Consider the following 20,121-nt stretch of genomic DNA (forward strand, 5'->3'; position numbering starts at 1 on the left):
TTTATTTTTTTAATAATTTCTCAACAAAAATTTTTGCTTCTGTACTTGGATTTGATTTCAGTTCAGAAGCATTTTTTTTATGCTCTTCGTAAAAGGTTTCGGTTGATTTATCAGATTTTGTTTTTTGCAAAATATATTCCTGAACCCAATAATCGAAGCGTTTCTCTGCTTGCATTCGGCGTTTTTTTTCAAAGGAATGATTGGTTATTTTCAAATCGATAAACTCTTCAATCTTTTCATAAACCTCTTCTAAACCTGTATTGTTCAAAGCAGAACCAAGCAGTACAGGAACTTTCCAGTTTTTTTCTTTTGATGGTAAAAAATGAAGTGCTCGCATTAATTCAACTTTCGTGTTTTTTGCTTTCAGGCGGTTTTCTTCTTCTACTTTATTAATGAAAATAAGATCTACCATTTCCATAATACCCCGTTTTATTCCCTGAAGTTCGTCGCCACCACCTATAACCTTTAAGAATAAAAAAACATCCGTAATATCGGAAACTAAAACTTCACTTTGACCAACACCCACGGTTTCTATTAAAATAAAATCATAACCTGCCGCTTCACAAATCAACATCGACTCAAATGTCGCATTAGCAATTCCACCCAGAAATCCAGAAGTCGGACTTGGACGGATAAAGGCGTTTTTCTCCTTCGACAATTCTTCCATTCTAGTTTTATCGCCTAGAATAGACCCTTTATTTAAAGAAGAACTGGGATCGATTGCTAAGACCGCAACTTTTTTCCCGTGCTGAATCGCCAACTTTCCGAAACTTTCGATGAAGGTTGATTTTCCTGCACCAGGAACTCCTGTAATTCCGACTCTGATTGACTTTCCCGTGAAGGGTAAGATTTCTTTTAAAAGTTCTTCGGCTTGTTTACGGTGTTCCACTTTTTTACTTTCCACCAACGTGATTGCTTTCCCGAGCAATCTTTTGTCGCCGGACTGTATCCCTTTTATCAGTTCTTGGTTAGAAGGAGTTTTCATTCATTCAAAAATACAATTCTTTTGTGAAATTAAGTAATCAACATTTCTGCAAAAATTTCTTTTGAATGATGATTATTTCAATTCAAATAAATCTAAAAAGAAAATTGCCTATTTTTGAATGAACAATAAAAAATAAAGTCATGAAATTAACACCATCAAAACCAAGTTATACTTTCTTAATCGCAGCATTTGGAGCAATCGGATTGATGTTTTCTTGCAGCCCAAAAACAGGAGTTGCAGGAACTAAAACAATTACCGCAGAATATCTTGCCCAAGGTAAAACCATTTTCTATAACTCTTGTGGGAAATGTCATGACTTGCCAAACCCTGCTGATCACAATGCACAAGATTGGGTAGGAATTATGAACTCAATGGCACCAAAAGCACATTTAAACGACGCTCAACATCAAATGGTTTATGACTATATCGTTTCTGTAAAATAAAAATTTCTGGAATGATAAAACCTGAAATATCCTGGAATGATTTCGAAAAAATTGATTTAAGAAGCGGAACAATTATTTCCGTTTCAGATTTTCCTAAGGCAAGAAATCCATCTTATCAGTTAGAAATCGATTTCGGTGATTTAGGAATTAAAAAATCTTCAGCACAGATTACCGAATTATACCAAAAAGAAGACCTCATCGGAAAACAAATCATCGCTATTGTTAATTTTCCAAAGAAACAAATTGCCAACTTCTTCAGCGAATGCTTGGTATTGGGAGTTATTGGCGAAAATAAGGACGTAACAATTCTTACCACAACATTTCCGGTAAAAAATGGATTAGCGATCGGATAACAAAACTTTCAATAAAAACTATAATTATGATTCAAAATATTCCTTTAGAAAAAGTATTATTTCTGGATATTGAGACCGTTCCACAATATGGCAACTGGGAAGATTTAGATGAAACCGGCCAATATCTTTGGGATAAAAAAACGAGATTTCAAAGAAAAGAAGAATTCACCGCAGAAGAATTTTACAACGAAAGAGGTGGAATTATGGCGGAATTTGGTAAGATCATTTGTATTTCAGTCGGGATATTAGAAAAAAATGGAAAGTTGATGATTAAAAGTTTCTACGGTGACGATGAAAAGAAGTTACTGGAAGAATTTGGAGAAATCTTCAACAGACCAAAACTTCGTGATGTTATTCTTTGCGCTCATAACGGGAAAGAGTTCGATTTTCCCTGGATTGCACGTCGGTTTTTGATTAATGGAATGCAACCTCCATTGCCATTTCAAATGTTCGGAAAGAAACCGTGGGAAATTCCACATTTAGACACCATGGAACTTTGGAAATTCGGGGATTATAAATCTTTTATCTCCTTAGAGTTACTGGCTCACCTCTTCGGAATCCCAACCCCTAAGGACGATATTGATGGGTCAATGGTAGCATCAATCTATTATATAGAGAAAGACTTATTTAGAATCGTTCAATATTGTGAAAAAGATGTCTTAACTTTGGCAAATGTTTTTCGGCGCATGCGTCAGGAAGATTTATTAGAAAAAAGCGAAAATTAACGTTCCCAAAGTAGATGAAATATACAGAAGACAAAATTGCCGAGATCGGCGAAAATATTATTACAGCCCTCAAAACCGTTTATGATCCAGAAATCCCGGTTGATATTTACGAATTAGGATTAATCTATGACGTACAAATTTCTGAAGAAGGAAAAGTGAAAGTGATCATGACTTTAACAACACCCAATTGTCCGGTTGCAGAAAGTTTACCCGCAGAAGTTCGGGAGCGAGTAAGCGAAGTTGAAGATGTGGTTGAAGTCGATTTGGAACTCACCTTTGAACCCTCTTGGAACAAAGACATGATGAGCGAAGAAGCCCGGTTTGAATTGGGAATGATATAAAAAAGAATGCTGGAAATTTCCAGCATTCTTTTTTTAATTTAGTTTTAGATTTATCCTTCAAACTCAAACATTACAGTTTTCTGTACGCTGGGATGTATCGATAAGGCAACAGGGCAACTTAGCGCAGTTTCTTCGATGAATTTCTTTTGTTCATCAGTAAATTTCCCAGGGATTCTTACAATACAGAAAATGGTCCCAATTCTTTTCGGTTCCGGATAGGTAGATTTTTTTAATTCACAGGTTGCTCCAGTAATAAAAATTCCTCTCGGTTCTCCTAAAACCGCTACAGCCATCAACATCGACTGGCCGTAAGAAATTCCAAATATATCAGAAGGCGAAAAAAATTCAGAAGTGCCACCTTCTCTTAATGGTGCACAGGTCGTAATTGTAGCACCGGATTTTTCGTGTTTCGAAATAATCTTGAAGTCGCCTAAATAAGTAATTGTTGCAGTCATAGTTTTGCGTTTATTTTACGATAAAGATAACGTATTCGTTTAACTTTTAACACAAAACATCTATCATACTTTAATCATTATTAAAAATGAAAAATATCTTTTGCTTTGTTATATGCACTTTCGAAATTGAGCAAATTTAAGGAATGTTCAATTTTTTCTACCGCCATAAAATTAATGACTTGTTCGGTCGGCATATTTCCCACCAAATCATCTTTCGCCATTGGACAACCACCAATTCCTTTAATTGCAGAATCAAATCTGCGACAACCATTATCGTACGCCGCTTTTAATTTTTTATAAGAATCTTCATAACGGTTATGAAAATGCGCTCCAAAATCAATTTCAGGGTATTTTGCAGGAATGGTTTTAAAGAGCAATTCAATTTGTTCTAATGTTCCTGTTCCGGTTGTATCTGAAAGTAAAATATTTTTAACACCAATATCATTAAATCTTTGCGCCCAATAATTTACGTCTTCTGCTTTCCAGATTTCACCATAAGGATTCCCGAAAGCCATTGAAAAATAAACGTTCAAAATCCGACCATCCGATTCTAAAATTTCGGTAATCTTTTTAATATCATTAAAGGCTTCTTCCTGATTTTTATTGGTGTTTCGGTGTTGAAAAGTTTCTGAAATAGAAAAAGGAAAACCTACAATATCAACCGCTTGATGATCCAATGCTTTTTCTGCACCACGGTAATTCCCAACAATTACTGAAAGCTTCGTATTTGATACGCCTTTATCAATTTCATCAATCACGGTTCCTGAATCTGCCATTTGAGGAATTGCTTTTGGAGATACAAAACTACCGCAATCGAGCACATCAAAACCTACTTCCATTAATGAATTAATGTAGTCTATTTTCTTTTGAGTCGGGATGAATTCACCCCAACCTTGCATTGCATCACGTGGACATTCGGTTAGAAACATTTTGATTTTTTGATTTTCTCAAATATACCAAAACTTTAAAAAACCTTTAAATAAATTTAAAATCATTTTAAACGACTGATTTACAATTATTTAAATAAAATCTGTTTATTAATTTGACTAAAATAATTTCGACCTATTTACCATATCATCAGTGTAAAATTTTAACTTTGTTAAAAATATGCAATTATGACGACCATAGATTTTAACCTCGATTGGAAACTGAAGTTACAGAACCGCTTCATTAATTATGTAAAAATATATTCTACCAGCGATCCCGAAAGTGAATCCACACCTTCTACTCCACAGCAATGGGATATTGCCAAATATATCTTCGAAGAATTAAAAACGCTTGGACTAAGTGATGTTTCTATGGATGAACACGGCTATATTTACGCTTATGTTCCTTCTAATTTAGAAAACGACAATGAACCTGTTGTTGGATTTATAGCGCATTATGACACCTCGCCAGACTTCAGTGGTGAAAATGTGAATCCACAAATTTGGGATGATTATGATGGCGGAGATTTAATTTTGAATAAAGAAACTGGATTTATTCTTTCACCTTCAAAATTTGAAACTTTAAAAGATTATGTTGGCAAAACTTTAATCACAACCGACGGAACCACCTTGCTCGGTGCTGATGATAAAGCAGGTGTTGCAGAAATCGTAACCGCAGCAGAATATCTTTTAGCACATCCGGAAATTAAACACGGAAGAATCGCAATTGGATTCACGCCTGACGAAGAAATCGGTCGCGGTGCCCATAAATTTGATGTGAAAAAATTCGGTGCAGAATGGGCTTACACCATGGACGGAAGTGAAGTGGGTGAATTGGAATATGAAAACTTCAATGCAGCCGGCGCAGTGGTGAGAATTCACGGCTTAAGTGTTCACCCAGGTTATGCGATTGGTAAAATGGTTAACGCTTCTTTACTTGCCGCAGAATTCATTAAAATGCTTCCAGAAAACGAAACACCTTCTACGACAAAAGGATTTGAAGGATTCTATCATTTAACTGATTTAAAATCTGAAGTTTCGGAAGCCAAAATTCAATACATCATTCGTGATCACCATAACGAGAAATTTGAGGCGAGAAAAAAATTCATGACTGATATTGTTTCAGAATTCAACAAAAAATTTGGTGCTGGAACTGCAGAAATTGAAATCAAAGACCAGTACCGCAATATGAAGCAGCAGTTTGAAGGCAAAATGCATATTGTAGATATTGCAGAACAGGCAATGAAAGACGCGAACATTCAACCCAAAATAAAAGCCATACGCGGCGGTACAGACGGCGCACAACTTTCTTACATGGGTTTACCTTGTCCGAACATTTTTGCGGGCGGAATTAACTTCCACGGACCTTACGAATATGTTTGCCTGGAATCAATGGAGAAAGCTGTAAAAGTAATAGTGAATATTGCGAAAGCCATGAAGAAGAAATAAAACTTGAATTCTGTTTTATTGAAACCATCATTTTAATTAATGGTGGTTTTTTTATTTAAGAAAGGATTAAAAAAATAGACTTTTAATCTTCAAAATTTAAATTTGTTGAAAAACTAAATTTATTCCGCAATTGAATAAGATTGCTGCTGTGCCTTTAAAAACATCTTTGTTCCAGACGTCTATAAAAATAATCTCGATCCTTTTTAGAATAGAATATGTCTTTTTAATTTGAAAATAGAACGTAAGAATACTTCAAACATCTTTTACTTAATTAAAAAAAATGTTCAAAGTATTGTTTATATGTAAGTTATAACTCTGCAACTTTAAATTCAAAACAAAAAAACCATCACATTTCTGTGATGGTTTTGCTCCTCTTCTTGGGCTCGAACCAAGGACCCTCTGATTAACAGTCAGATGCTCTAACCAACTGAGCTAAAGAGGAGTGTTGCTCTTTGCGCTAAGCGTTTGCAAATATAAAAACTTTTTTAGAATTGCCAAAATTATTTTCAAATATTTTTAAAATTTTCCTGTAATCCATTTTAAAATATCGTTTCCAAAGATCAAAACCATGAGTCCCATTAGAAAAACAACTCCAATAACCTGTGCATTTTCTAAAACTTTTTGCGGTACTGGTTTCCCAGTAATCATTTCCCAAAGCGTGAAAACCACGTGTCCACCATCTAATCCTGGAATTGGAATTAAATTAAGGAAAGCCAACCACACTGAAAACATCGCTGTAAAACTCCAGAAAAACTCCCAGTTGATCGTTTCTGGCATTTGCTTGATAATTCCTATTGGACCTGAAACTTTTTTATAACCTTGTGTTTTAGTATTGAAAACAATTTTAAATTGTTTGATTTGCATTGTCAAAACATCGATTGTTCTGGTTAGACCTCTTGGAATTGCTGCCAAAACAGAATATCGTTTGGTAACCTGTGTTTTTTCAAACTCTTTTTGCGGAAGTGAAGTATCATTTGAGAAACCAAGTTTTCCTTCATTACTTACTTTTACATTAACCTTTTCTACAGCAGCCGTGTTATCTCTTTGAATATCTAAAACAATGTCTTGATTTTTGAATTGAGCAAGTTGTGGTTGCAACTCATCAAAGAAACCAATTGCCTTGCCATTAATTCCTACGATTCTATCACCTTTTAACAAACCAGCTGCCTTTGCTCCACCTGCTGGGAAAAGACTGTCTATAACCACTGGATAACGAGGTCCGAAATATAACTTAGTTTCGTTTTCTGCCAAAACATCAGCTACACCATCCTCATTAATAGGAAAAGTAACTTCTTTACCATTTCTAAGAACCGTTACCTTATTAGCGAAAAGCATATTAATAGTAGAAGTCTCCATCCTTTCGGCTGGTTTTCCATCAATTTTCAGAATTTTATCACCACTTTTTAATCCCATTTTCTGTCCAGCAGGTGAAACTGAAATCCCGTTCTCGAATTTAGAAAGATCATGGAACGTTTCTCCTTTAAAATAACTTAACGAAGAATAGATGAACCAAGCCAAAAAGAAGTTAACAGTTACACCACCCATCATAATGATTAGACGTTGCCAGGCTGGTTTGCTACGAAACTCCCAAGGTTGCGCAGGCTGTTTTAACTGTTCGGTATCCATGCTTTCGTCTACCATTCCGGCAATTTTCACATAACCACCAAAAGGCAGCCAACCGATTCCGTACTCTGTACCACCAATTTTTGTTTTGAATAATGAAAACCATGGATCAAAAAAAAGATAGAATTTCTCTACTCGAGTCTTGAAAAGTTTAGCGGGAATAAAATGTCCTAATTCGTGAAGACCGACTAGAATTGAGATGCTCAATATAAATTGAAATAACTGTATTAACGTCATTGAATGTATTTAAATTATTTTAAAGATTTGCGAAGATACAAATTATCAAAAGTATGCCAAATAAAAAAGGCTCTCAAAATGAGAACCTTTTGTGTTATATGCCTGAATTTCTTACAAGTTGAAAGAAACACCAATTGCTCCATTATTTCCTGCTTCAAGGAAAATACCAACGTTATTGTTGAAGAAATATCTCACTCCCAAGTGTGCTCCGAAGTATGTTCCGCTTTTACCTAAAAGACCTAAATCTACACCTGGATAAATATCCCAGTTTGAAGGAAGTCCTAATGGCTCCTGTAAGTGAAAGTTTAATCTTCCAAATACTCCAAAGTCATCATCTTCATATTTATCATCACTATGGTCAAAAAAGAAATTCGCCCCAGCACCCACAGAGATTAATTTAGACAAACCATAATCGTAAGTCGCGGTAATTCCCGTTCCGTAACCCCAACCGTTTAATCCAACTTGGATTTTTTGGTCTCCTTTTCCTTGCCAAGCTTGAGCAAATGCCATTTGTCCTAAAAAGAACATTGCGCATACCAATAGTACCTTTTTCATAATGTTTAAATTTTTAATGTTATTTTCAATGATAAAGTTTAACATTCAAAGATTAGACCAATTTGTGATTTCTTTAACTTTTTTAAGATAAAATTTGTACATTTCAGTTTCTTTTACAAAATAACAATCATGAATAATTTAATAATTAGCGGTTTAAATTTAAATATCATCTGGAAAAATAAAACTGAAAATTTCAAACAAATCGAAAGTGCTTTCAAAGAAACATCAGCAGATGTAATTATGCTACCAGAAATGTTTTCTACTGGTTTCTATATGAAGCCTGAAGAAATTGCGGATCGAAATGAGGAAACTTTAGAGTGGATGAAAAAGTTTTCGAAAGAAAAGAATATTGCAGTTTGTGGAAGTGCCTCTATTTGTGAAGGAGGGAAGTTTTTGAACAGATTTTATTTTGTAGAACCTAGTGGAAACTATTCTTCTTACGATAAAAAGCATCTTTTTTCTTACTCTGGAGAAGATAAGAAATACAGCGCCGGAAATGAAAGAATAATTGTCAACTACAAAGGCTGGAGAATTTTGCTGCAGGTTTGTTACGATTTACGATTCGCTGTTTTTTCCAGAAACAATGGAGATTACGAGGGTATTTTATATGTTGCCAATTGGCCAAAAAGTAGAATTGATGCGTGGAAAACTTTGTTAAAAGCAAGAGCCATCGAAAATCAAGCGTACGTTTTTGGCTTGAACAGAATCGGTATTGATGGAAACAATTTAGAATATCCTGAAAGCTCTTATTGTTTTTCCGCTGATGGAACAGAAATTTCCACAACAAATAACAATATAGTTACAGCAAATTTAGACGCTGTAAAACTTAAGGAATTTAGAAATAATTTTCCTTTTCTGTCGGATCGTGATGAGTTTTTACTGCGATAAGATTAAGCAAATCTTTTTAAAAGATCAGTCAGTCGATTCACATCATGTACCCCGCTTTCTTTATAAAGCAATTCCCCTTTTTTGAAAACGGCTAAAGTTGGAACCCCACGAACTCCATATTCTGAAGCGATTGATGGAAATTGATCAATATCTATTTTTACAATTCTGGCCATTTCGCCAACATTCTCTTTTACGGTATTTAAAACTGAAGATTGTACTTTACATGGTCCACACCATGTTGCAAAAAAATCAATTAATACCGGACGTTCTGAATCGATAAGTTCTTTAAATTTTTGTGACATAACTTTAAATAAGATAATAAATATGACTATTAATTTCTTCAACTAAATATTTAGTTCAAATGCTTTTCTTCCTTTTTTAATGGAACCTGGCAAGAGCCACCAGTACAGCCAAACTTAAATATTGCCATCGCCATGAAATATAATCCAAACGGAATCATAAACCAAATGCGATCATTTGCTGCGATGAGTACAAAAAATATTCCAGCAGCCAAATAAAGGAATCTGCTTAAAGTCCAGTTTTGTAATAAACTTTTCATTTGTTCAATTTATTTTGAAGTGAACTCCAGCCGCCGCCGTTATAGACTTCGAAACCATTTTGCTGAAGAATCGATTTGGCCGAAGCACTTCTCATTCCGCTTGCACAACAAGTGATGATTGGTTTTTTCAAATCGAGTTTCTTCATTTCACTTTGCAGTTTTTGCAAAGGAATATTTGTCGATTGTTTGATATGACCGTTACTAAACTCAGCAGGAGTTCGCACATCAATAATTTGTGCACCAGCAATAAATAGTTCTTTATAATCTACTGAATTACCAGCAAATAGTTTTTTAATAAAATTAAGCATTCTTTTATTTTAGATTTTTGAAATACCGAAAACATTAAATAACCCATCACCATTCCATAAGCAGTTGAGTTAAATGGTTTGGAAGTAATGGCACAAGTTCCTGTATTACAGCCGATAAAATGATAGTAAGAATCCTAAAATTCCACCAACGATAATTCCGACTATTCCTAATTTATATTTTACTAAAAAATTCATCATTTTAATTTTACTTTTTTTTTGCAGGAATTAATTCCAAAGAAAGTATAAAGCGGGCAAAAACCAATAAAACTTGTTAGTACGAAAACCACAGCCAACACAACAAGTACAATTCCCAAAGTTCCTGAGATGATATGAGCGTAGTAAAGATAACCGATAATTGCAGCAATCGCGAATCGTAAAATCCGGTCAAACCCGCCCATGTTTGTTTTCATATTATTGCTTTTTAAGGTTAATAAAAATTTCACTTCCTTTTCTGGATCCGATACTGTTTTAACATTCTTTCATCTTTTGAATTTGAAAATATTTGCTAAAAACAGATTCATATTTCTGGAATACTTCCGCCAAACGGAGGTTCCGCTTTTTCGAAAGTTTTATTAAACATCACCCCGATTATTTTTCCATTCTCATCAAGCAACTCATGCATTTTCTCTGCATACTGCGTTCTTAAATTGGGATTTATTGCACAGAAAAAAGTTTGTTCAATTATGAGATCGTAATTTCCATGGTGTTTAAAGAAGTCTTCACAAATAACTGTAACACCTTCCCTATCTTTATATTTCTCTTTTAAAATCTCAACTGCTTTTGATGAAATATCTAAAACGGTTATGTTTTTGAACCCAAGATTCCAGAGAAATTCAACTTCATACGCATTTCCACAACCGGGAATTAAAATGCCTGCTTCTTTATTCTGATATTGCAAAACATATTCTTCAATCGCAGGTGAGGAATAACCGATATCCCAACCGGTTTGTCTGGTTTCCCACCTTTCGTCCCAATAGTTCTTACCGAGATTATTTTGATCTGAAGAATTTTCTTTCATTACAGTTCCTGTGCAACAGAGAAAATATTTTCCTCCTCAAGACCAACTACTTCGTGCTCCACATCTACGGGAATTTCATAAACATCAAATTGCTTTAGCTTGATTTCCTCATTCTGAATCAAGAAATTAATCTTCCCTTTTAAAACTACTAAGGTCGACGGAACTGGCGCTTTGTGTTTTTTCAACGTTGCACCTTTTCCCAACGCTACTGCGAAGTATTTAATTTCATCAGTTTTCTTTAATGGAAAAACATTTGCCTTATCATTACTAAAAGTAATATTGTCTAATATATTTTTCATTTCCTTTCGTTTTTTATTGCATCAATATTCTGAACGGTTTTCCCACTGTAAACGTTGGTAATTCCGTTCTTTTTTAAAATTTTAATGGCTTCTTCCGATTGTCTTCCTCTGTTGCAAAATAAAACCACTTGCTTTTGCTTTCGGAAGAAATCGAGATTATCTTCAATCTTTGCTAAAGGAATATTAACCGCTCCTTCGGCTGTTTTTTCTAAAAACTCTTCTGGAATCCGAACATCAACCAAAGTTGTTTCTGGACTCATTACCAATTCTTTAATCTCTGCGCGAGAGCCTTCTGCAACTGGACTTGCTGTTTTACAAGACCACAATCCTATTGAAATCGCACCTATAATAAAAAAAGTTTTTAATCTCATTAGTTTAACGTTTTACTTTGACAAACAAAATTACTTTTTGGAACGCTCGTTTGTTTAATCGCGTTAAAACCGCCTTCTATTTCAGAGAAGTTTCTAATTCCTCTTGAATTTAAGATACTTGCAGCAATCATACTTCTGTAACCACCCGCACAATGCAAGAAGAAGTGTTCATCATTATTTAATGTTGATGCCCATTCATTAATATCAACCAAAGGTCTGCTGTACGCTTCATTCACATGCTCTGCCGCATATTCAGTTTCATTTCTTACATCGATTACTTTCGAATCTTCTGTCAACTGATCTGCAAAAGTCTGAACAGAAATTCTATTAACATAATCAACTTCTTTTCCTGAATTTTTCCAAGATTCAAAACCACCCTCTAAATAACCAATCACGTTATCGAAACCGACTCGTGCCAAACGCGTGATTGCCTCCTCTTCAGCGCCTAAATCAGTTACCAATAAAATCGGTTGTTTCACATCATAAATCATGGCTCCAACCCAAGGTGCAAAATCTCCCTGCAAACCAATATTGATAGCATTGGGAACAAATCCTTTATGGAAATCTGCAGCATTTCGCGTATCTAAAATCAAAGCACCAGAATCTTCTGCAACTGCTTCAAAATCTTCCGCAGAAACAGGATGACTTCCTTTTTTAAGAACAACATCGAAATCTTCGTAACCTCCTTTATTTAAAGCCACGTTCATTCCGAAATATTTTGGCGGTGCAGATAAACCATCCAAAACTTCTCTTATGAAAGATTCTTTGTTGGGTTGGTTCAGTGCGTAATTGGTTTTCTTTTGGTTTCCTAAAGTATCAACGGTTTCCTTTTGCATATTTTTACCACAAGCAGAACCCGCACCGTGTGCTGGATAAACCGTGATATCATCTGCTAAAGGCATTATTTTATTTTGTAAACTGTCGTATAAAATTCCAGCCAGTTCTTCCTGAGTCATGCTTGCTGCTTTTTGAGCCAAATCTGGTCTTCCAACATCACCTAGGAACAAAGTATCTCCACTAAAAATTGCAGTTTCTTTTCCGTTTTCATCAATTAAAAGATAGGTTGAACTTTCCATGGTATGACCTGGAGTATGCAATACTTTAATCTTTATTTTTCCGATTTCAAAAATTTGTCCATCTTCTGCAATGATTGCATCAAAATCGGGATTTGCTGTCGGTCCGTAAACGATTGGCGCGCCCGTTTTTTTGGATAAGTCCACATGTCCGGAAACAAAATCTGCATGGAAATGCGTTTCAAAAATATATTTTAATTTGACGCCATCTTTTTCTAACCGATCGGTATAAGGTTTAGTTTCTCTTAATGGATCGATAATCGCTGCCTCATTTTCAGAAACGATATAATACGCTCCCTGAGCGAGACATCCTGTATAAATTTGTTCTACTGTCATCTATTTCAATTTTTTACACTTTAAAATTTATTTAAAAATTAAATGTATATCCGTATTCAATAATAATGAAAATTTTAAACGCAAAGACGCAAAGTTTTATTAAAAAAAATGCTTTTTTTCGCACGTTTTTAAAGTTCGCAAAGGCGTTTCACTTAACAAAGTTCGCAACGAATTACAAATTATTATTTACGGACAATCAAAAAAAATTAAGATTTTAAAGCAATTTCATCTTAGTTAAATTAAGAAATCCGTTTTTACTTACTTTCGTCGATTTCTCTGTATTGAGTTGCATTACCTTGACCATCAGTCAATTTTCCGCCTGCTCCAAGAGCGCCTTCCCACATCATTTTTTCATTAGCGAAAACGGGTTCACCTTTGCTATTGATTTTTTTAGCAATTAGAATTTCTTCTGGTTTACCTTCTTGCTCTAATTTCACGGCAATATTATCACCTTGCGCAAAATAAGTAACAGCCATCAATTCCCCTTTGTCATTTTTCAATTTGGTGGTTTCCTGAACTAAACTTACTGCGTTCGGATCTTTAGAAACTTCAGTAGAGTTGGTCGTGTTTTCTTGTTCTTTTTTACAGGCTGTTAATAAAAACAGTCCTAATGTAAAAATCAATAACTTCTTCATATTGCTAATTGTTGTTTAATAAATATTTCTTTAATAATGATAAATAATCCCATTAACAGGACGACCCAACCAAACGCGGGTTTTAATTTTCGACCATCTATGTTCTTTGCCAAGACTATTCCTATAAAAATTCCAATGACTGATAACGATGAAAAGATGATAAGAAAAGTCCAGTCGTGTGCAACCATTTTCATGGTGCTGAGGAAACCAAGAATCGAATTCATTGCAATGATAAATAATGATGTTGCGACTGCTTTTTTCATTGGTAATCCAATCAACATTACTAAAGCAGGTACGATTAAAAATCCACCGCCGGCTCCGATTAATCCTGTAATAATTCCAACTAAAAGTCCTTGAGATATTAAAATAGTGTAATTATTTCCGTTTTGTTTTCTTCCCGATGGGCTTTCGGTTTTTCTAATCATTTTTGCTGAGGCAATCAACATTAAAATAGAAAATAACAAAAGTAGAAACATGTCTTTCGTTAAAGTAATTCCCCAACGGTTAATGATGTATTCGGGTAAATAAGGCAAAACCAGTCTCCTTGAAAATAACACGCCCAAAACAGACGGAATACCAAAAATTAAAGCCGTTTGAAAATCAATCATTTTCTCTTTCACGAATCCTGCCGACCCAACTAAACTTGTAATACCTACCACAAAAAGCGAAAGTGTTGTCGCAGTTACTGGATCAAAACCGAAAATATAAACGAAAATAGGAACGCTTAAAATACTTCCGCCACCTCCTATCAAGCCCATAACGAGACCAATAACGATTGCCGAAAAATATCCTAATAACTCCATGTAATTAATTTTAGCAAAAATACTCTTTAATTTTTGCATAGACAGTGACCGAAGTTACAGAAGCGAATCCAGCATTTAACTGAAGGCAATAATTTGAAGTGATTTTGACCCAACCTCAACGGTATCGCCTTTACTTTTCCCTTTGATGTTTTGGAAAACCGGCGCATGGTCAGAAAAGGCAATGACCTCTTTATTTTCAAATTTGAAAGGAGGAACAGAAATGCCGACGAATAAAAAACTCTGATCGGTTTCTATAAGCGTTCCTTTTTCGATTTTATCATGTGACTGTTTAAGTTCACCCTCTAAAAAAGCGAGGTTTTGTTCTGCTTCTTTCAACATTTTCTCAAATCGAAGTTGCATATCTTTCGCTTGGGTCTGGTTCGAAAAATCTTCCGGGTCATGCGTACTTTCTTCATCCACATCTGACGCAATTTTATAATGTTCTACAGACTGCTTCAAACTTTCGATAACCACTTTTTGTTCTTCAATGATAATGGTGATGATATCTGCTCTTTTCATGATATTTCGATTTTGTTATCTAACAAATTTACAGAAAATTTCTGTGAAGATTTTTATACAGCAACCAACATTTAGCAGGTTTAAATCTTCTTTTGCTACCAACTAAAATTCAGATTAATAAAGAAATTACGTCCTGGTTGTGGGATTTTATTCCAGTCAGAATAAGTGGTAAAGTTTCGGTCTAAAATATTTTCTACGCCAATTTTTGTGTACAGTTTTGTTTGTCCAAGCGGAAGTAAATAACCAAAGTTCGCATTGATGATCGCATAAGCCGGAGTTTCAGATTCGCCATATTGCGGGGCGAAATCCTGATATTTCGTGTTTCCAAAAACGGCTGCTTCTGCAGAGAATTTATTCTTTTCGTACCGCAAAGATGTTTGATAACTGAACGGACTCATAAAAGGCAAATTCCCATTGTGATTATCTTTTCCGCGAGTGTAAACAAATTGTGTTGTCCATTTTAAAGGATCAGCAACTTTTACTTCTGTTGATAAACTAATATTAAATAAAGTTGCATAATCTAAAGCCGTGTAACCTTTAACACCATCAGCGCCAATTGTCATCGGAACAAGATGATCTAAGATTTTTCCGACGATATAATTCGAAATATGAAAATAAGAAGAGGAAACTTTAGCACTGTATTTTTCTTTTTTCACACCGACAAAAGCGTTTGCTTCTAATGAAGATTCATTTTTAAGATTTGGATTTCCTATATAATCGTATTTCTCGAAACTGTTAAATAAATAAAACCCGTACCCTTCCGAAACTGATGGCGCACGATCTCCGTATCCTAAACCGAAACCTGCCTGAAATCCATTTTTATCAAACTGATAATTGGCAGCGAAACTTTTTAGAACTCTGGTTTTCTCAGCATTCATTTCCGGGTAAAAAATCTGCAAACTGTTTAGACCAAATTCACTTTCCACCTTATTTTGATGCATGGTTACTGAAGCAGATAATTTCAAACTTGAATTTTGAGTCAAATTAATTTGATCTTCCAGATAAATTGCCTGAGAAAGCGTTCTGACATCCGGCCAAGTCAACATGAACATTAATTTTTCACTTTTATCAGCAGGATACATCGTCATTTCTGCACGGGATTTATTGTAAAATCCATTGATGTTCAATAATAAATTATGGTTATTGAAAACCGATTTTAAATGAGAATAATAACCATAGGTTTTACTCCAACCCGGCATATCCATGTGAATCGGCACGTTTGGTCTTTTGGTATCATCCATTCTGTGCATGATGGTGTTGAAATAAACTTTTGTTTCCCAACTTTTCAGAAAGTCACTTTCTGGCAACACTTGAAATTTCAAAGAAGTAATTAATGCTTCGGCAACCGAAACATCCATTGGTAAAGCAGGATAACCGACATCATTGGCTTTGTCATAAATAACTGAGGCTTCTAATAATTTGTTTTCACCCAACTTTACTCCGGAAATTCCGGAAACATTTATTTTTTGAAACTGGGAATACGGAACTTCGACATTACCGCCGGCTTTATAATTCTCAGCATCACGCGTCATAAAATTAACATCGGTGTAGAATTTCTCTGTTTTAAAGTTCGTTCCTGCACCGAAAATCTTTTGCTGATTGACCGATTCGTAACCGCTGTTGACATTAAAGTTACATTTCTTTTGACCAAACATCATTTTGTTTCTTTTCAAATCGATAGAACCGCCGATGGTATTTCCGTGGCAAGAACCTTCCTGACCTGAACTGATGCTGGCTTCCATTAAATTAGAAACTTCGATATAGGAAGTGATCGGATCCATTTTGTCAGTACACGCACCAAAAATTCGCATTCCGTCAATAGTGACTAAAGTTCGTTCGGTCGGCAAACCATTGATGAGCGGTTCCCAGGCATAAGCGCCCCGTTTCACCATATCCACTTTCGCAGATTTTTGTAGGTATTCATCAATTGAACCTAAGGGTTTGTTTTCTTTGCTGGAAATTTTAGTCGTTCCAATCACAATAACTTCCTGAATATGGTGTGACTTGGTGGAATCTGATGAATATTGTTGCGCAAAACTATTGGTAAATAGGAGAACGAAAATATTCACAAGTAGGATTCGTTTCATGATAAAGCGTTTGATTAATACGATGTCTTTAAACCTTTATACCAAAGATTTAGCATCTAAAAAATAGAGAAAATCAAGACTAACTACTATTATTTCAAATAATTAGTCCTGATGATTTTTTGTAATGAATAATTAGAAATCGAGTTCGAAAAAGATATTGCTCGCAGGATTGGAGTCTGTAACTTCTTGTCCAGCCAACACAGTTCCGTCTCCTTTTACCAATTGTAAATTGATTTTCCAGTAGCCCGTCATTGTTAATGAAAGTTTACCATTGTATAATTTACCAGCAGCAGTTTGAGTTGCGTGAACATTATTGGGTGAACTGTGATTTCCCATTCCCGGCATTCTTGGATCTACTTTTACGGTATAACCATCTACCACAGGGAAATTATTCATGTCCTGCATTTTCCAAACTCCTAAAGTCATATCATTTGTTGCAACTTTCGGAGATTTCGGGTCGATGTAAGCCATGACATATTTCACACCGTCGCTTCCCACAAATGAGTTCACTGTTTTTTTAGTTTCAACAGGAACATTAATTACAGTAGTTGCCGTGTAAGTAGTGGTACCAATTGTATAATCAATTTTCAGATCCCAATATTCAGTCGCATTCTCAGGCATTTGAAAAACGATATAACCTGAATATAAAGATCCGTCAGAAGTTACTTTTTGTACCGTTGAATTCGGACAAGAATGCATCATTGAAGTCATATGCATCATCGGTTTCCAGGTAATGGCTGCGTTTTTTTCGTACTGATTGGTCGATTTATTTTTAATACGAAGTTTGATATCGTTATACCCTAAAGTGGTTGCTCCGGATTTAGAATACAGTTCGATAACATGCGTATCGTTGGTGACTTCTTTAATTTTTAATAAGCCTTCGATTTCAGTATTAGGATTTACGGCAGCGATTGGATCATCATCAGACGTACGACAAGAGATTACAAGGAATGCCATTGCCAATAAGGCAAATATAGTTTTGAATGAAAATTTCATTTTTTTGAATTTAAGTGATAATTTGAGTGTAGATTTTTCCCTCTTAAAAGAGACGGTTAACCCACCTCATTTTCAATTGAAAAAGAAGAAGTAAATGGAATACATCAAATTATACTTGCGGCGGATGCGGTAGAATACTGAGCGAGATTTCTGGAATAAACAATTCTCTGTAACTAAAATCCGCAGATTCAGACTGAACGTAATTTGGTTTTTTAACAAAGTAATCAAGTGGCGCAGTCGGTAAAATATTAAACTCAAACGAGTATTTTACAAGATTAAAAGGATTCGTGCTTTTTTCACTTTCCTTTTGCATTTGACATTTACCGTGACAAGCCAGGCTCGGTTTATCTTTATTGATACAATGAATTTCGTAGAACTCCTGATTAATTTTATAATCAATCATAAACAGCGAATTCTGGAAACTTGCCCCAAAAATGATGACTGATAATATGATTGTAATTATGGATTTCATGACAGGTCAAAATTAAGACTTTTTTATCTTAATTGGAAATGATTTTCATCATCTAAATTAGGGAATATTTTATCCAACGTAATTTATAATCTTTATTATTTTTTATCTTTATCCTTTCAAACAAACATAAGATGGCAGATAAAGCAAAATTCATACAGGAACTTACGTCGAGATACACCCCAAAAGGCGAATTTATTACTTTAGGAAAAGGAATGCTCGATGGCGAAGTTGTAACCGAAGTTGATGTTAAAATTCCCTTGAAAACAATTAACCGTCACGGATTAATCGCCGGCGCAACCGGAACCGGGAAAACCAAAACAGTCCAGGTTTTTGCTGAGCAACTTTCCCACGCTGGAATTCCTTCGCTGGTTTTGGATATCAAAGGAGATTTTTCAGGAATCGCCGAACCGGGAACAGAAAACGCCATTATTTCTGAAAGGTATGCCAAGACAAAACTGCCTTATGAAGCGCAATCTTTTCCGGTAGAATTGATGTCGATTTCTGGGGAAAAAGGCGTAAAACTCCGTGCGACCGTTACAGAATTTGGACCTTTGCTTTTAAGTAAAATTTTAAATTTGAATGATACGCAAAGCAGCATCATGTCGATTGTTTTTAAATATTCGGATGATAAAGGTTTGCCTTTAATTGACCTCGATGATTTGAAAAAATTGCTGCAATATCTTACGGATAACGACCAGGGAAAAGCAGATTTAAAAGGCAATTATGGTTCTATCTCACCAGCGTCTTTGGGAGCGATTTTACGTTCAATAGTTGCTTTGGAGCAGCAAGGTGCAACCGAGTTTTTTGGCGAACCGAGTTTTGACGTTAATGATTTATTGCAGACCCGCGACGGAAAAGGAGTGGTAAATATTTTAAGAGTTCAAAATATCCAAAGCCAACCCCAACTTTTTTCCACTTTTATGCTGTCTCTTTTTGCGGAGATTTATATGATCTTCCCGGAAGAAGGCGATACGGGAAAACCTAAATTTGTCCTGTTTATCGATGAAGCGCATCTTATTTTTAATGAAGCGAGTAAAACTTTATTGGCACAAATTGAGACGATGGTAAAACTCATCCGTTCAAAAGGAGTGGGAATTTATTTTATCACCCAAATCCCGGGCGACGTTCCGGAAAATGTTTTGAGTCAACTGGGAATGAAAATCCAACATGCATTGCGTGGTTTTACAGCGAAAGACCGAAAAGAAATTTCGAAAGCGGTAGAAAATTATCCGATTACAGAATATTACGATTCCGCACAACTCATTCAAAATCTGGGGATTGGAGAAGCATTTATCACGGCTTTAGATGAAAAAGGAATTCCGACGCCTTTGGTTCATACTTTTTTAATTTCACCCGAAAGTAGAATGGATGTCTTGACGGATTCGGAAGTTGCTGCTTTAACGAGCCAATCTGCACTGGTGAAAAAACATGAGCAAACCGTAAATAAAGATTCCGCCTACGAAATGTTAACTACCAGAATGGAACAAGCGGTACAGGATGCTGCTCCAATGGTAAAGAAATCCGTCACAAAAGAGCAACCAAATGTTTTTCAGGAAGTGATTGGCAGCAGAGCCGGAAAAACTTTTATGAATACCTTTGCCCGGGAACTCGGTAAGTTTGCATTAGGAATGATCACAGGAAAAAGACGATAATTTAATCAGAAGA

Annotated in this window: 26 protein-coding genes and 1 tRNA gene; 7 read left to right on the forward strand and 20 right to left on the reverse strand. The window is 35.2% G+C overall.

The features are described from left to right. Nucleotide 1 precedes the first annotated feature (1 nt). Nucleotides 2–985, reverse strand: a complete 984-nt coding sequence (gene meaB / locus PUH65_RS01590; RefSeq protein ID WP_305518103.1) for a methylmalonyl Co-A mutase-associated GTPase MeaB — start codon at nucleotides 983–985, stop codon at nucleotides 2–4. Between the two features lie 140 nt (nucleotides 986–1,125). On the opposite strand from meaB, the gene PUH65_RS01595 reads away from it, so the two are divergent. Genes PUH65_RS01595 through PUH65_RS01610 form a run of 4 tightly spaced genes read left to right on the forward strand, consistent with a single transcriptional unit; the run spans nucleotide 1,126 to nucleotide 2,847 of the window. Then, the gene (locus tag PUH65_RS01595; protein WP_305518104.1) at nucleotides 1,126–1,428 is read left to right on the forward strand and encodes a cytochrome C; all 303 of its coding nucleotides are present in this window, start codon (nucleotides 1,126–1,128) and stop codon (nucleotides 1,426–1,428) included. A gap of 11 nt (nucleotides 1,429–1,439) precedes the next feature. Continuing rightward, nucleotides 1,440–1,781 carry a tRNA-binding protein gene (locus tag PUH65_RS01600; RefSeq protein ID WP_305518105.1) on the forward strand — a complete coding sequence of 114 codons (342 nt, stop codon included), beginning with the start codon at nucleotides 1,440–1,442 and terminating at the stop codon, nucleotides 1,779–1,781. Between the two features lie 26 nt (nucleotides 1,782–1,807). Further along, nucleotides 1,808–2,506 carry a 3'-5' exonuclease gene (locus tag PUH65_RS01605; RefSeq protein WP_305518106.1) on the forward strand — a complete coding sequence of 233 codons (699 nt, stop codon included), beginning with the start codon at nucleotides 1,808–1,810 and terminating at the stop codon, nucleotides 2,504–2,506. Between the two features lie 14 nt (nucleotides 2,507–2,520). Continuing rightward, nucleotides 2,521–2,847 carry an SUF system Fe-S cluster assembly protein gene (locus PUH65_RS01610; RefSeq protein ID WP_305518107.1) on the forward strand — a complete coding sequence of 109 codons (327 nt, stop codon included), beginning with the start codon at nucleotides 2,521–2,523 and terminating at the stop codon, nucleotides 2,845–2,847. Nucleotides 2,848–2,897: 50 nt separating this feature from the next. On the opposite strand, the gene PUH65_RS01615 is transcribed toward PUH65_RS01610, so the two are convergent. Beyond that, a complete protein-coding gene (locus tag PUH65_RS01615) occupies nucleotides 2,898–3,302 on the reverse strand; it encodes an OsmC family protein (RefSeq protein WP_305518108.1) in 405 nt (134 codons plus the stop codon). A gap of 80 nt (nucleotides 3,303–3,382) precedes the next feature. Continuing rightward, nucleotides 3,383–4,231, reverse strand: a complete 849-nt coding sequence (locus PUH65_RS01620) for a hydroxymethylglutaryl-CoA lyase (protein WP_305518109.1) — start codon at nucleotides 4,229–4,231, stop codon at nucleotides 3,383–3,385. Between the two features lie 186 nt (nucleotides 4,232–4,417). Between PUH65_RS01620 and pepT the strand changes: the two genes are divergently transcribed. Beyond that, entirely contained in the window at nucleotides 4,418–5,677 is a 1,260-nt protein-coding gene (pepT, locus tag PUH65_RS01625) for a peptidase T (RefSeq protein ID WP_305518110.1), read from the forward strand. 368 nt (nucleotides 5,678–6,045) lie between these two features. Here pepT and PUH65_RS01630 read toward each other — a convergent pair. From PUH65_RS01630 to PUH65_RS01640, 3 genes are all read right to left on the reverse strand, one after another. Then, nucleotides 6,046–6,119: transfer RNA gene (locus tag PUH65_RS01630), tRNA-Asn, on the reverse strand. A 74-nt stretch (nucleotides 6,120–6,193) separates the two neighbouring features. Beyond that, nucleotides 6,194–7,537 carry an RIP metalloprotease RseP gene (rseP, locus tag PUH65_RS01635; protein WP_305518111.1) on the reverse strand — a complete coding sequence of 448 codons (1,344 nt, stop codon included), beginning with the start codon at nucleotides 7,535–7,537 and terminating at the stop codon, nucleotides 6,194–6,196. A gap of 111 nt (nucleotides 7,538–7,648) precedes the next feature. Continuing rightward, complete coding sequence (locus PUH65_RS01640) at nucleotides 7,649–8,092, reverse strand: DUF6646 family protein (protein WP_305518112.1); 444 nt, start codon at nucleotides 8,090–8,092, stop codon at nucleotides 7,649–7,651. A 129-nt stretch (nucleotides 8,093–8,221) separates the two neighbouring features. On the opposite strand from PUH65_RS01640, the gene PUH65_RS01645 reads away from it, so the two are divergent. Then, nucleotides 8,222–8,980: an amidohydrolase gene (locus PUH65_RS01645; protein WP_305518113.1), complete on the forward strand. Its 759-nt coding sequence runs from the start codon at nucleotides 8,222–8,224 to the stop codon at nucleotides 8,978–8,980. 2 nt (nucleotides 8,981–8,982) lie between these two features. Here the strand turns inward: PUH65_RS01645 and PUH65_RS01650 are convergent, their stop codons facing one another. The 14 genes from PUH65_RS01650 to PUH65_RS01715 form a co-directional block, all read right to left on the reverse strand. Next, nucleotides 8,983–9,282, reverse strand: a complete 300-nt coding sequence (locus tag PUH65_RS01650; RefSeq protein WP_305518114.1) for a co-chaperone YbbN — start codon at nucleotides 9,280–9,282, stop codon at nucleotides 8,983–8,985. Nucleotides 9,283–9,332: 50 nt separating this feature from the next. Continuing rightward, nucleotides 9,333–9,539 carry a hypothetical protein gene (locus PUH65_RS01655; protein ID WP_305518115.1) on the reverse strand — a complete coding sequence of 69 codons (207 nt, stop codon included), beginning with the start codon at nucleotides 9,537–9,539 and terminating at the stop codon, nucleotides 9,333–9,335. Then, nucleotides 9,536–9,847 (reverse strand): rhodanese-like domain-containing protein, encoded by a 312-nt coding sequence (locus tag PUH65_RS01660; protein WP_305518116.1) that lies wholly within the window; start codon nucleotides 9,845–9,847, stop codon nucleotides 9,536–9,538. Before PUH65_RS01660 ends, PUH65_RS01655 begins: the two co-directional genes overlap by 4 nt. Nucleotides 9,848–10,041: 194 nt before the next feature. Beyond that, complete coding sequence (locus PUH65_RS01665) at nucleotides 10,042–10,257, reverse strand: DUF2892 domain-containing protein (protein ID WP_305518117.1); 216 nt, start codon at nucleotides 10,255–10,257, stop codon at nucleotides 10,042–10,044. A gap of 107 nt (nucleotides 10,258–10,364) precedes the next feature. Then, complete coding sequence (locus tag PUH65_RS01670) at nucleotides 10,365–10,865, reverse strand: methyltransferase domain-containing protein (RefSeq protein ID WP_305518118.1); 501 nt, start codon at nucleotides 10,863–10,865, stop codon at nucleotides 10,365–10,367. Continuing rightward, the gene (locus tag PUH65_RS01675) at nucleotides 10,865–11,164 is read right to left on the reverse strand and encodes a cupin domain-containing protein (RefSeq protein ID WP_305518119.1); all 300 of its coding nucleotides are present in this window, start codon (nucleotides 11,162–11,164) and stop codon (nucleotides 10,865–10,867) included. The genes PUH65_RS01670 and PUH65_RS01675 overlap by 1 nt, the downstream gene beginning before the upstream one ends. After that, complete coding sequence (locus tag PUH65_RS01680; protein WP_305518120.1) at nucleotides 11,161–11,535, reverse strand: rhodanese-like domain-containing protein; 375 nt, start codon at nucleotides 11,533–11,535, stop codon at nucleotides 11,161–11,163. Before PUH65_RS01680 ends, PUH65_RS01675 begins: the two co-directional genes overlap by 4 nt. Then, nucleotides 11,535–12,944: a rhodanese-like domain-containing protein gene (locus PUH65_RS01685; protein WP_305518121.1), complete on the reverse strand. Its 1,410-nt coding sequence runs from the start codon at nucleotides 12,942–12,944 to the stop codon at nucleotides 11,535–11,537. The genes PUH65_RS01680 and PUH65_RS01685 overlap by 1 nt, the downstream gene beginning before the upstream one ends. Before the next feature lie 254 nt (nucleotides 12,945–13,198). Beyond that, nucleotides 13,199–13,579 (reverse strand): hypothetical protein, encoded by a 381-nt coding sequence (locus tag PUH65_RS01690; RefSeq protein WP_305518122.1) that lies wholly within the window; start codon nucleotides 13,577–13,579, stop codon nucleotides 13,199–13,201. Continuing rightward, entirely contained in the window at nucleotides 13,576–14,382 is an 807-nt protein-coding gene (locus PUH65_RS01695) for a sulfite exporter TauE/SafE family protein (RefSeq protein ID WP_305518123.1), read from the reverse strand. The genes PUH65_RS01690 and PUH65_RS01695 overlap by 4 nt, the downstream gene beginning before the upstream one ends. A 75-nt stretch (nucleotides 14,383–14,457) precedes the next feature. Next, nucleotides 14,458–14,901 (reverse strand): hypothetical protein, encoded by a 444-nt coding sequence (locus PUH65_RS01700; RefSeq protein ID WP_305518124.1) that lies wholly within the window; start codon nucleotides 14,899–14,901, stop codon nucleotides 14,458–14,460. Between the two features lie 95 nt (nucleotides 14,902–14,996). Continuing rightward, nucleotides 14,997–16,988, reverse strand: coding sequence for a TonB-dependent siderophore receptor (locus PUH65_RS01705; protein WP_305518125.1), 1,992 nt, complete (start codon nucleotides 16,986–16,988; stop codon nucleotides 14,997–14,999). A gap of 132 nt (nucleotides 16,989–17,120) precedes the next feature. Continuing rightward, entirely contained in the window at nucleotides 17,121–17,984 is an 864-nt protein-coding gene (locus PUH65_RS01710) for a hypothetical protein (RefSeq protein WP_305518126.1), read from the reverse strand. 109 nt (nucleotides 17,985–18,093) lie between these two features. Beyond that, complete coding sequence (locus tag PUH65_RS01715; protein ID WP_305518127.1) at nucleotides 18,094–18,456, reverse strand: hypothetical protein; 363 nt, start codon at nucleotides 18,454–18,456, stop codon at nucleotides 18,094–18,096. Between the two features lie 131 nt (nucleotides 18,457–18,587). Between PUH65_RS01715 and PUH65_RS01720 the strand changes: the two genes are divergently transcribed. Then, a complete protein-coding gene (locus PUH65_RS01720; RefSeq protein ID WP_305518128.1) occupies nucleotides 18,588–20,108 on the forward strand; it encodes a helicase HerA-like domain-containing protein in 1,521 nt (506 codons plus the stop codon). The last annotated feature ends 13 nt before the right edge of the window (nucleotides 20,109–20,121 follow it).

The organism is Kaistella sp. SH40-3 (genome assembly GCF_030686865.1).
In the GTDB taxonomy this organism is placed as follows: Bacteria; Bacteroidota; Bacteroidia; order Flavobacteriales; family Weeksellaceae; genus Kaistella.

What these genes read in the sequence shown, in the direction of transcription:
- PUH65_RS01715 (WP_305518127.1), bottom strand. Translation starts at nt 18,456, where the DNA reads ATGAAATCCATAATTACAATCATATTATCAGTCATCATTTTTGGGGCA.
- PUH65_RS01640 (WP_305518112.1), bottom strand. Translation starts at nt 8,092, where the DNA reads ATGAAAAAGGTACTATTGGTATGCGCAATGTTCTTTTTAGGACAAATG.
- PUH65_RS01645 (WP_305518113.1), top strand. Translation starts at nt 8,222, where the DNA reads ATGAATAATTTAATAATTAGCGGTTTAAATTTAAATATCATCTGGAAA.
- PUH65_RS01685 (WP_305518121.1), bottom strand. Translation starts at nt 12,944, where the DNA reads ATGACAGTAGAACAAATTTATACAGGATGTCTCGCTCAGGGAGCGTAT.
- PUH65_RS01680 (WP_305518120.1), bottom strand. Translation starts at nt 11,535, where the DNA reads ATGAGATTAAAAACTTTTTTTATTATAGGTGCGATTTCAATAGGATTG.
- PUH65_RS01605 (WP_305518106.1), top strand. Translation starts at nt 1,808, where the DNA reads ATGATTCAAAATATTCCTTTAGAAAAAGTATTATTTCTGGATATTGAG.
- PUH65_RS01650 (WP_305518114.1), bottom strand. Translation starts at nt 9,282, where the DNA reads ATGTCACAAAAATTTAAAGAACTTATCGATTCAGAACGTCCGGTATTA.
- PUH65_RS01720 (WP_305518128.1), top strand. Translation starts at nt 18,588, where the DNA reads ATGGCAGATAAAGCAAAATTCATACAGGAACTTACGTCGAGATACACC.
- pepT (WP_305518110.1), top strand. Translation starts at nt 4,418, where the DNA reads ATGACGACCATAGATTTTAACCTCGATTGGAAACTGAAGTTACAGAAC.
- PUH65_RS01670 (WP_305518118.1), bottom strand. Translation starts at nt 10,865, where the DNA reads ATGAAAGAAAATTCTTCAGATCAAAATAATCTCGGTAAGAACTATTGG.
- PUH65_RS01610 (WP_305518107.1), top strand. Translation starts at nt 2,521, where the DNA reads ATGAAATATACAGAAGACAAAATTGCCGAGATCGGCGAAAATATTATT.
- PUH65_RS01690 (WP_305518122.1), bottom strand. Translation starts at nt 13,579, where the DNA reads ATGAAGAAGTTATTGATTTTTACATTAGGACTGTTTTTATTAACAGCC.
- meaB (WP_305518103.1), bottom strand. Translation starts at nt 985, where the DNA reads ATGAAAACTCCTTCTAACCAAGAACTGATAAAAGGGATACAGTCCGGC.
- PUH65_RS01655 (WP_305518115.1), bottom strand. Translation starts at nt 9,539, where the DNA reads ATGAAAAGTTTATTACAAAACTGGACTTTAAGCAGATTCCTTTATTTG.
- PUH65_RS01710 (WP_305518126.1), bottom strand. Translation starts at nt 17,984, where the DNA reads ATGAAATTTTCATTCAAAACTATATTTGCCTTATTGGCAATGGCATTC.
- PUH65_RS01705 (WP_305518125.1), bottom strand. Translation starts at nt 16,988, where the DNA reads ATGAAACGAATCCTACTTGTGAATATTTTCGTTCTCCTATTTACCAAT.
- PUH65_RS01695 (WP_305518123.1), bottom strand. Translation starts at nt 14,382, where the DNA reads ATGGAGTTATTAGGATATTTTTCGGCAATCGTTATTGGTCTCGTTATG.
- PUH65_RS01620 (WP_305518109.1), bottom strand. Translation starts at nt 4,231, where the DNA reads ATGTTTCTAACCGAATGTCCACGTGATGCAATGCAAGGTTGGGGTGAA.
- PUH65_RS01700 (WP_305518124.1), bottom strand. Translation starts at nt 14,901, where the DNA reads ATGAAAAGAGCAGATATCATCACCATTATCATTGAAGAACAAAAAGTG.
- PUH65_RS01615 (WP_305518108.1), bottom strand. Translation starts at nt 3,302, where the DNA reads ATGACTGCAACAATTACTTATTTAGGCGACTTCAAGATTATTTCGAAA.
- PUH65_RS01660 (WP_305518116.1), bottom strand. Translation starts at nt 9,847, where the DNA reads ATGCTTAATTTTATTAAAAAACTATTTGCTGGTAATTCAGTAGATTAT.
- PUH65_RS01675 (WP_305518119.1), bottom strand. Translation starts at nt 11,164, where the DNA reads ATGAAAAATATATTAGACAATATTACTTTTAGTAATGATAAGGCAAAT.
- PUH65_RS01665 (WP_305518117.1), bottom strand. Translation starts at nt 10,257, where the DNA reads ATGAAAACAAACATGGGCGGGTTTGACCGGATTTTACGATTCGCGATT.
- PUH65_RS01600 (WP_305518105.1), top strand. Translation starts at nt 1,440, where the DNA reads ATGATAAAACCTGAAATATCCTGGAATGATTTCGAAAAAATTGATTTA.
- PUH65_RS01595 (WP_305518104.1), top strand. Translation starts at nt 1,126, where the DNA reads ATGAAATTAACACCATCAAAACCAAGTTATACTTTCTTAATCGCAGCA.
- rseP (WP_305518111.1), bottom strand. Translation starts at nt 7,537, where the DNA reads ATGACGTTAATACAGTTATTTCAATTTATATTGAGCATCTCAATTCTA.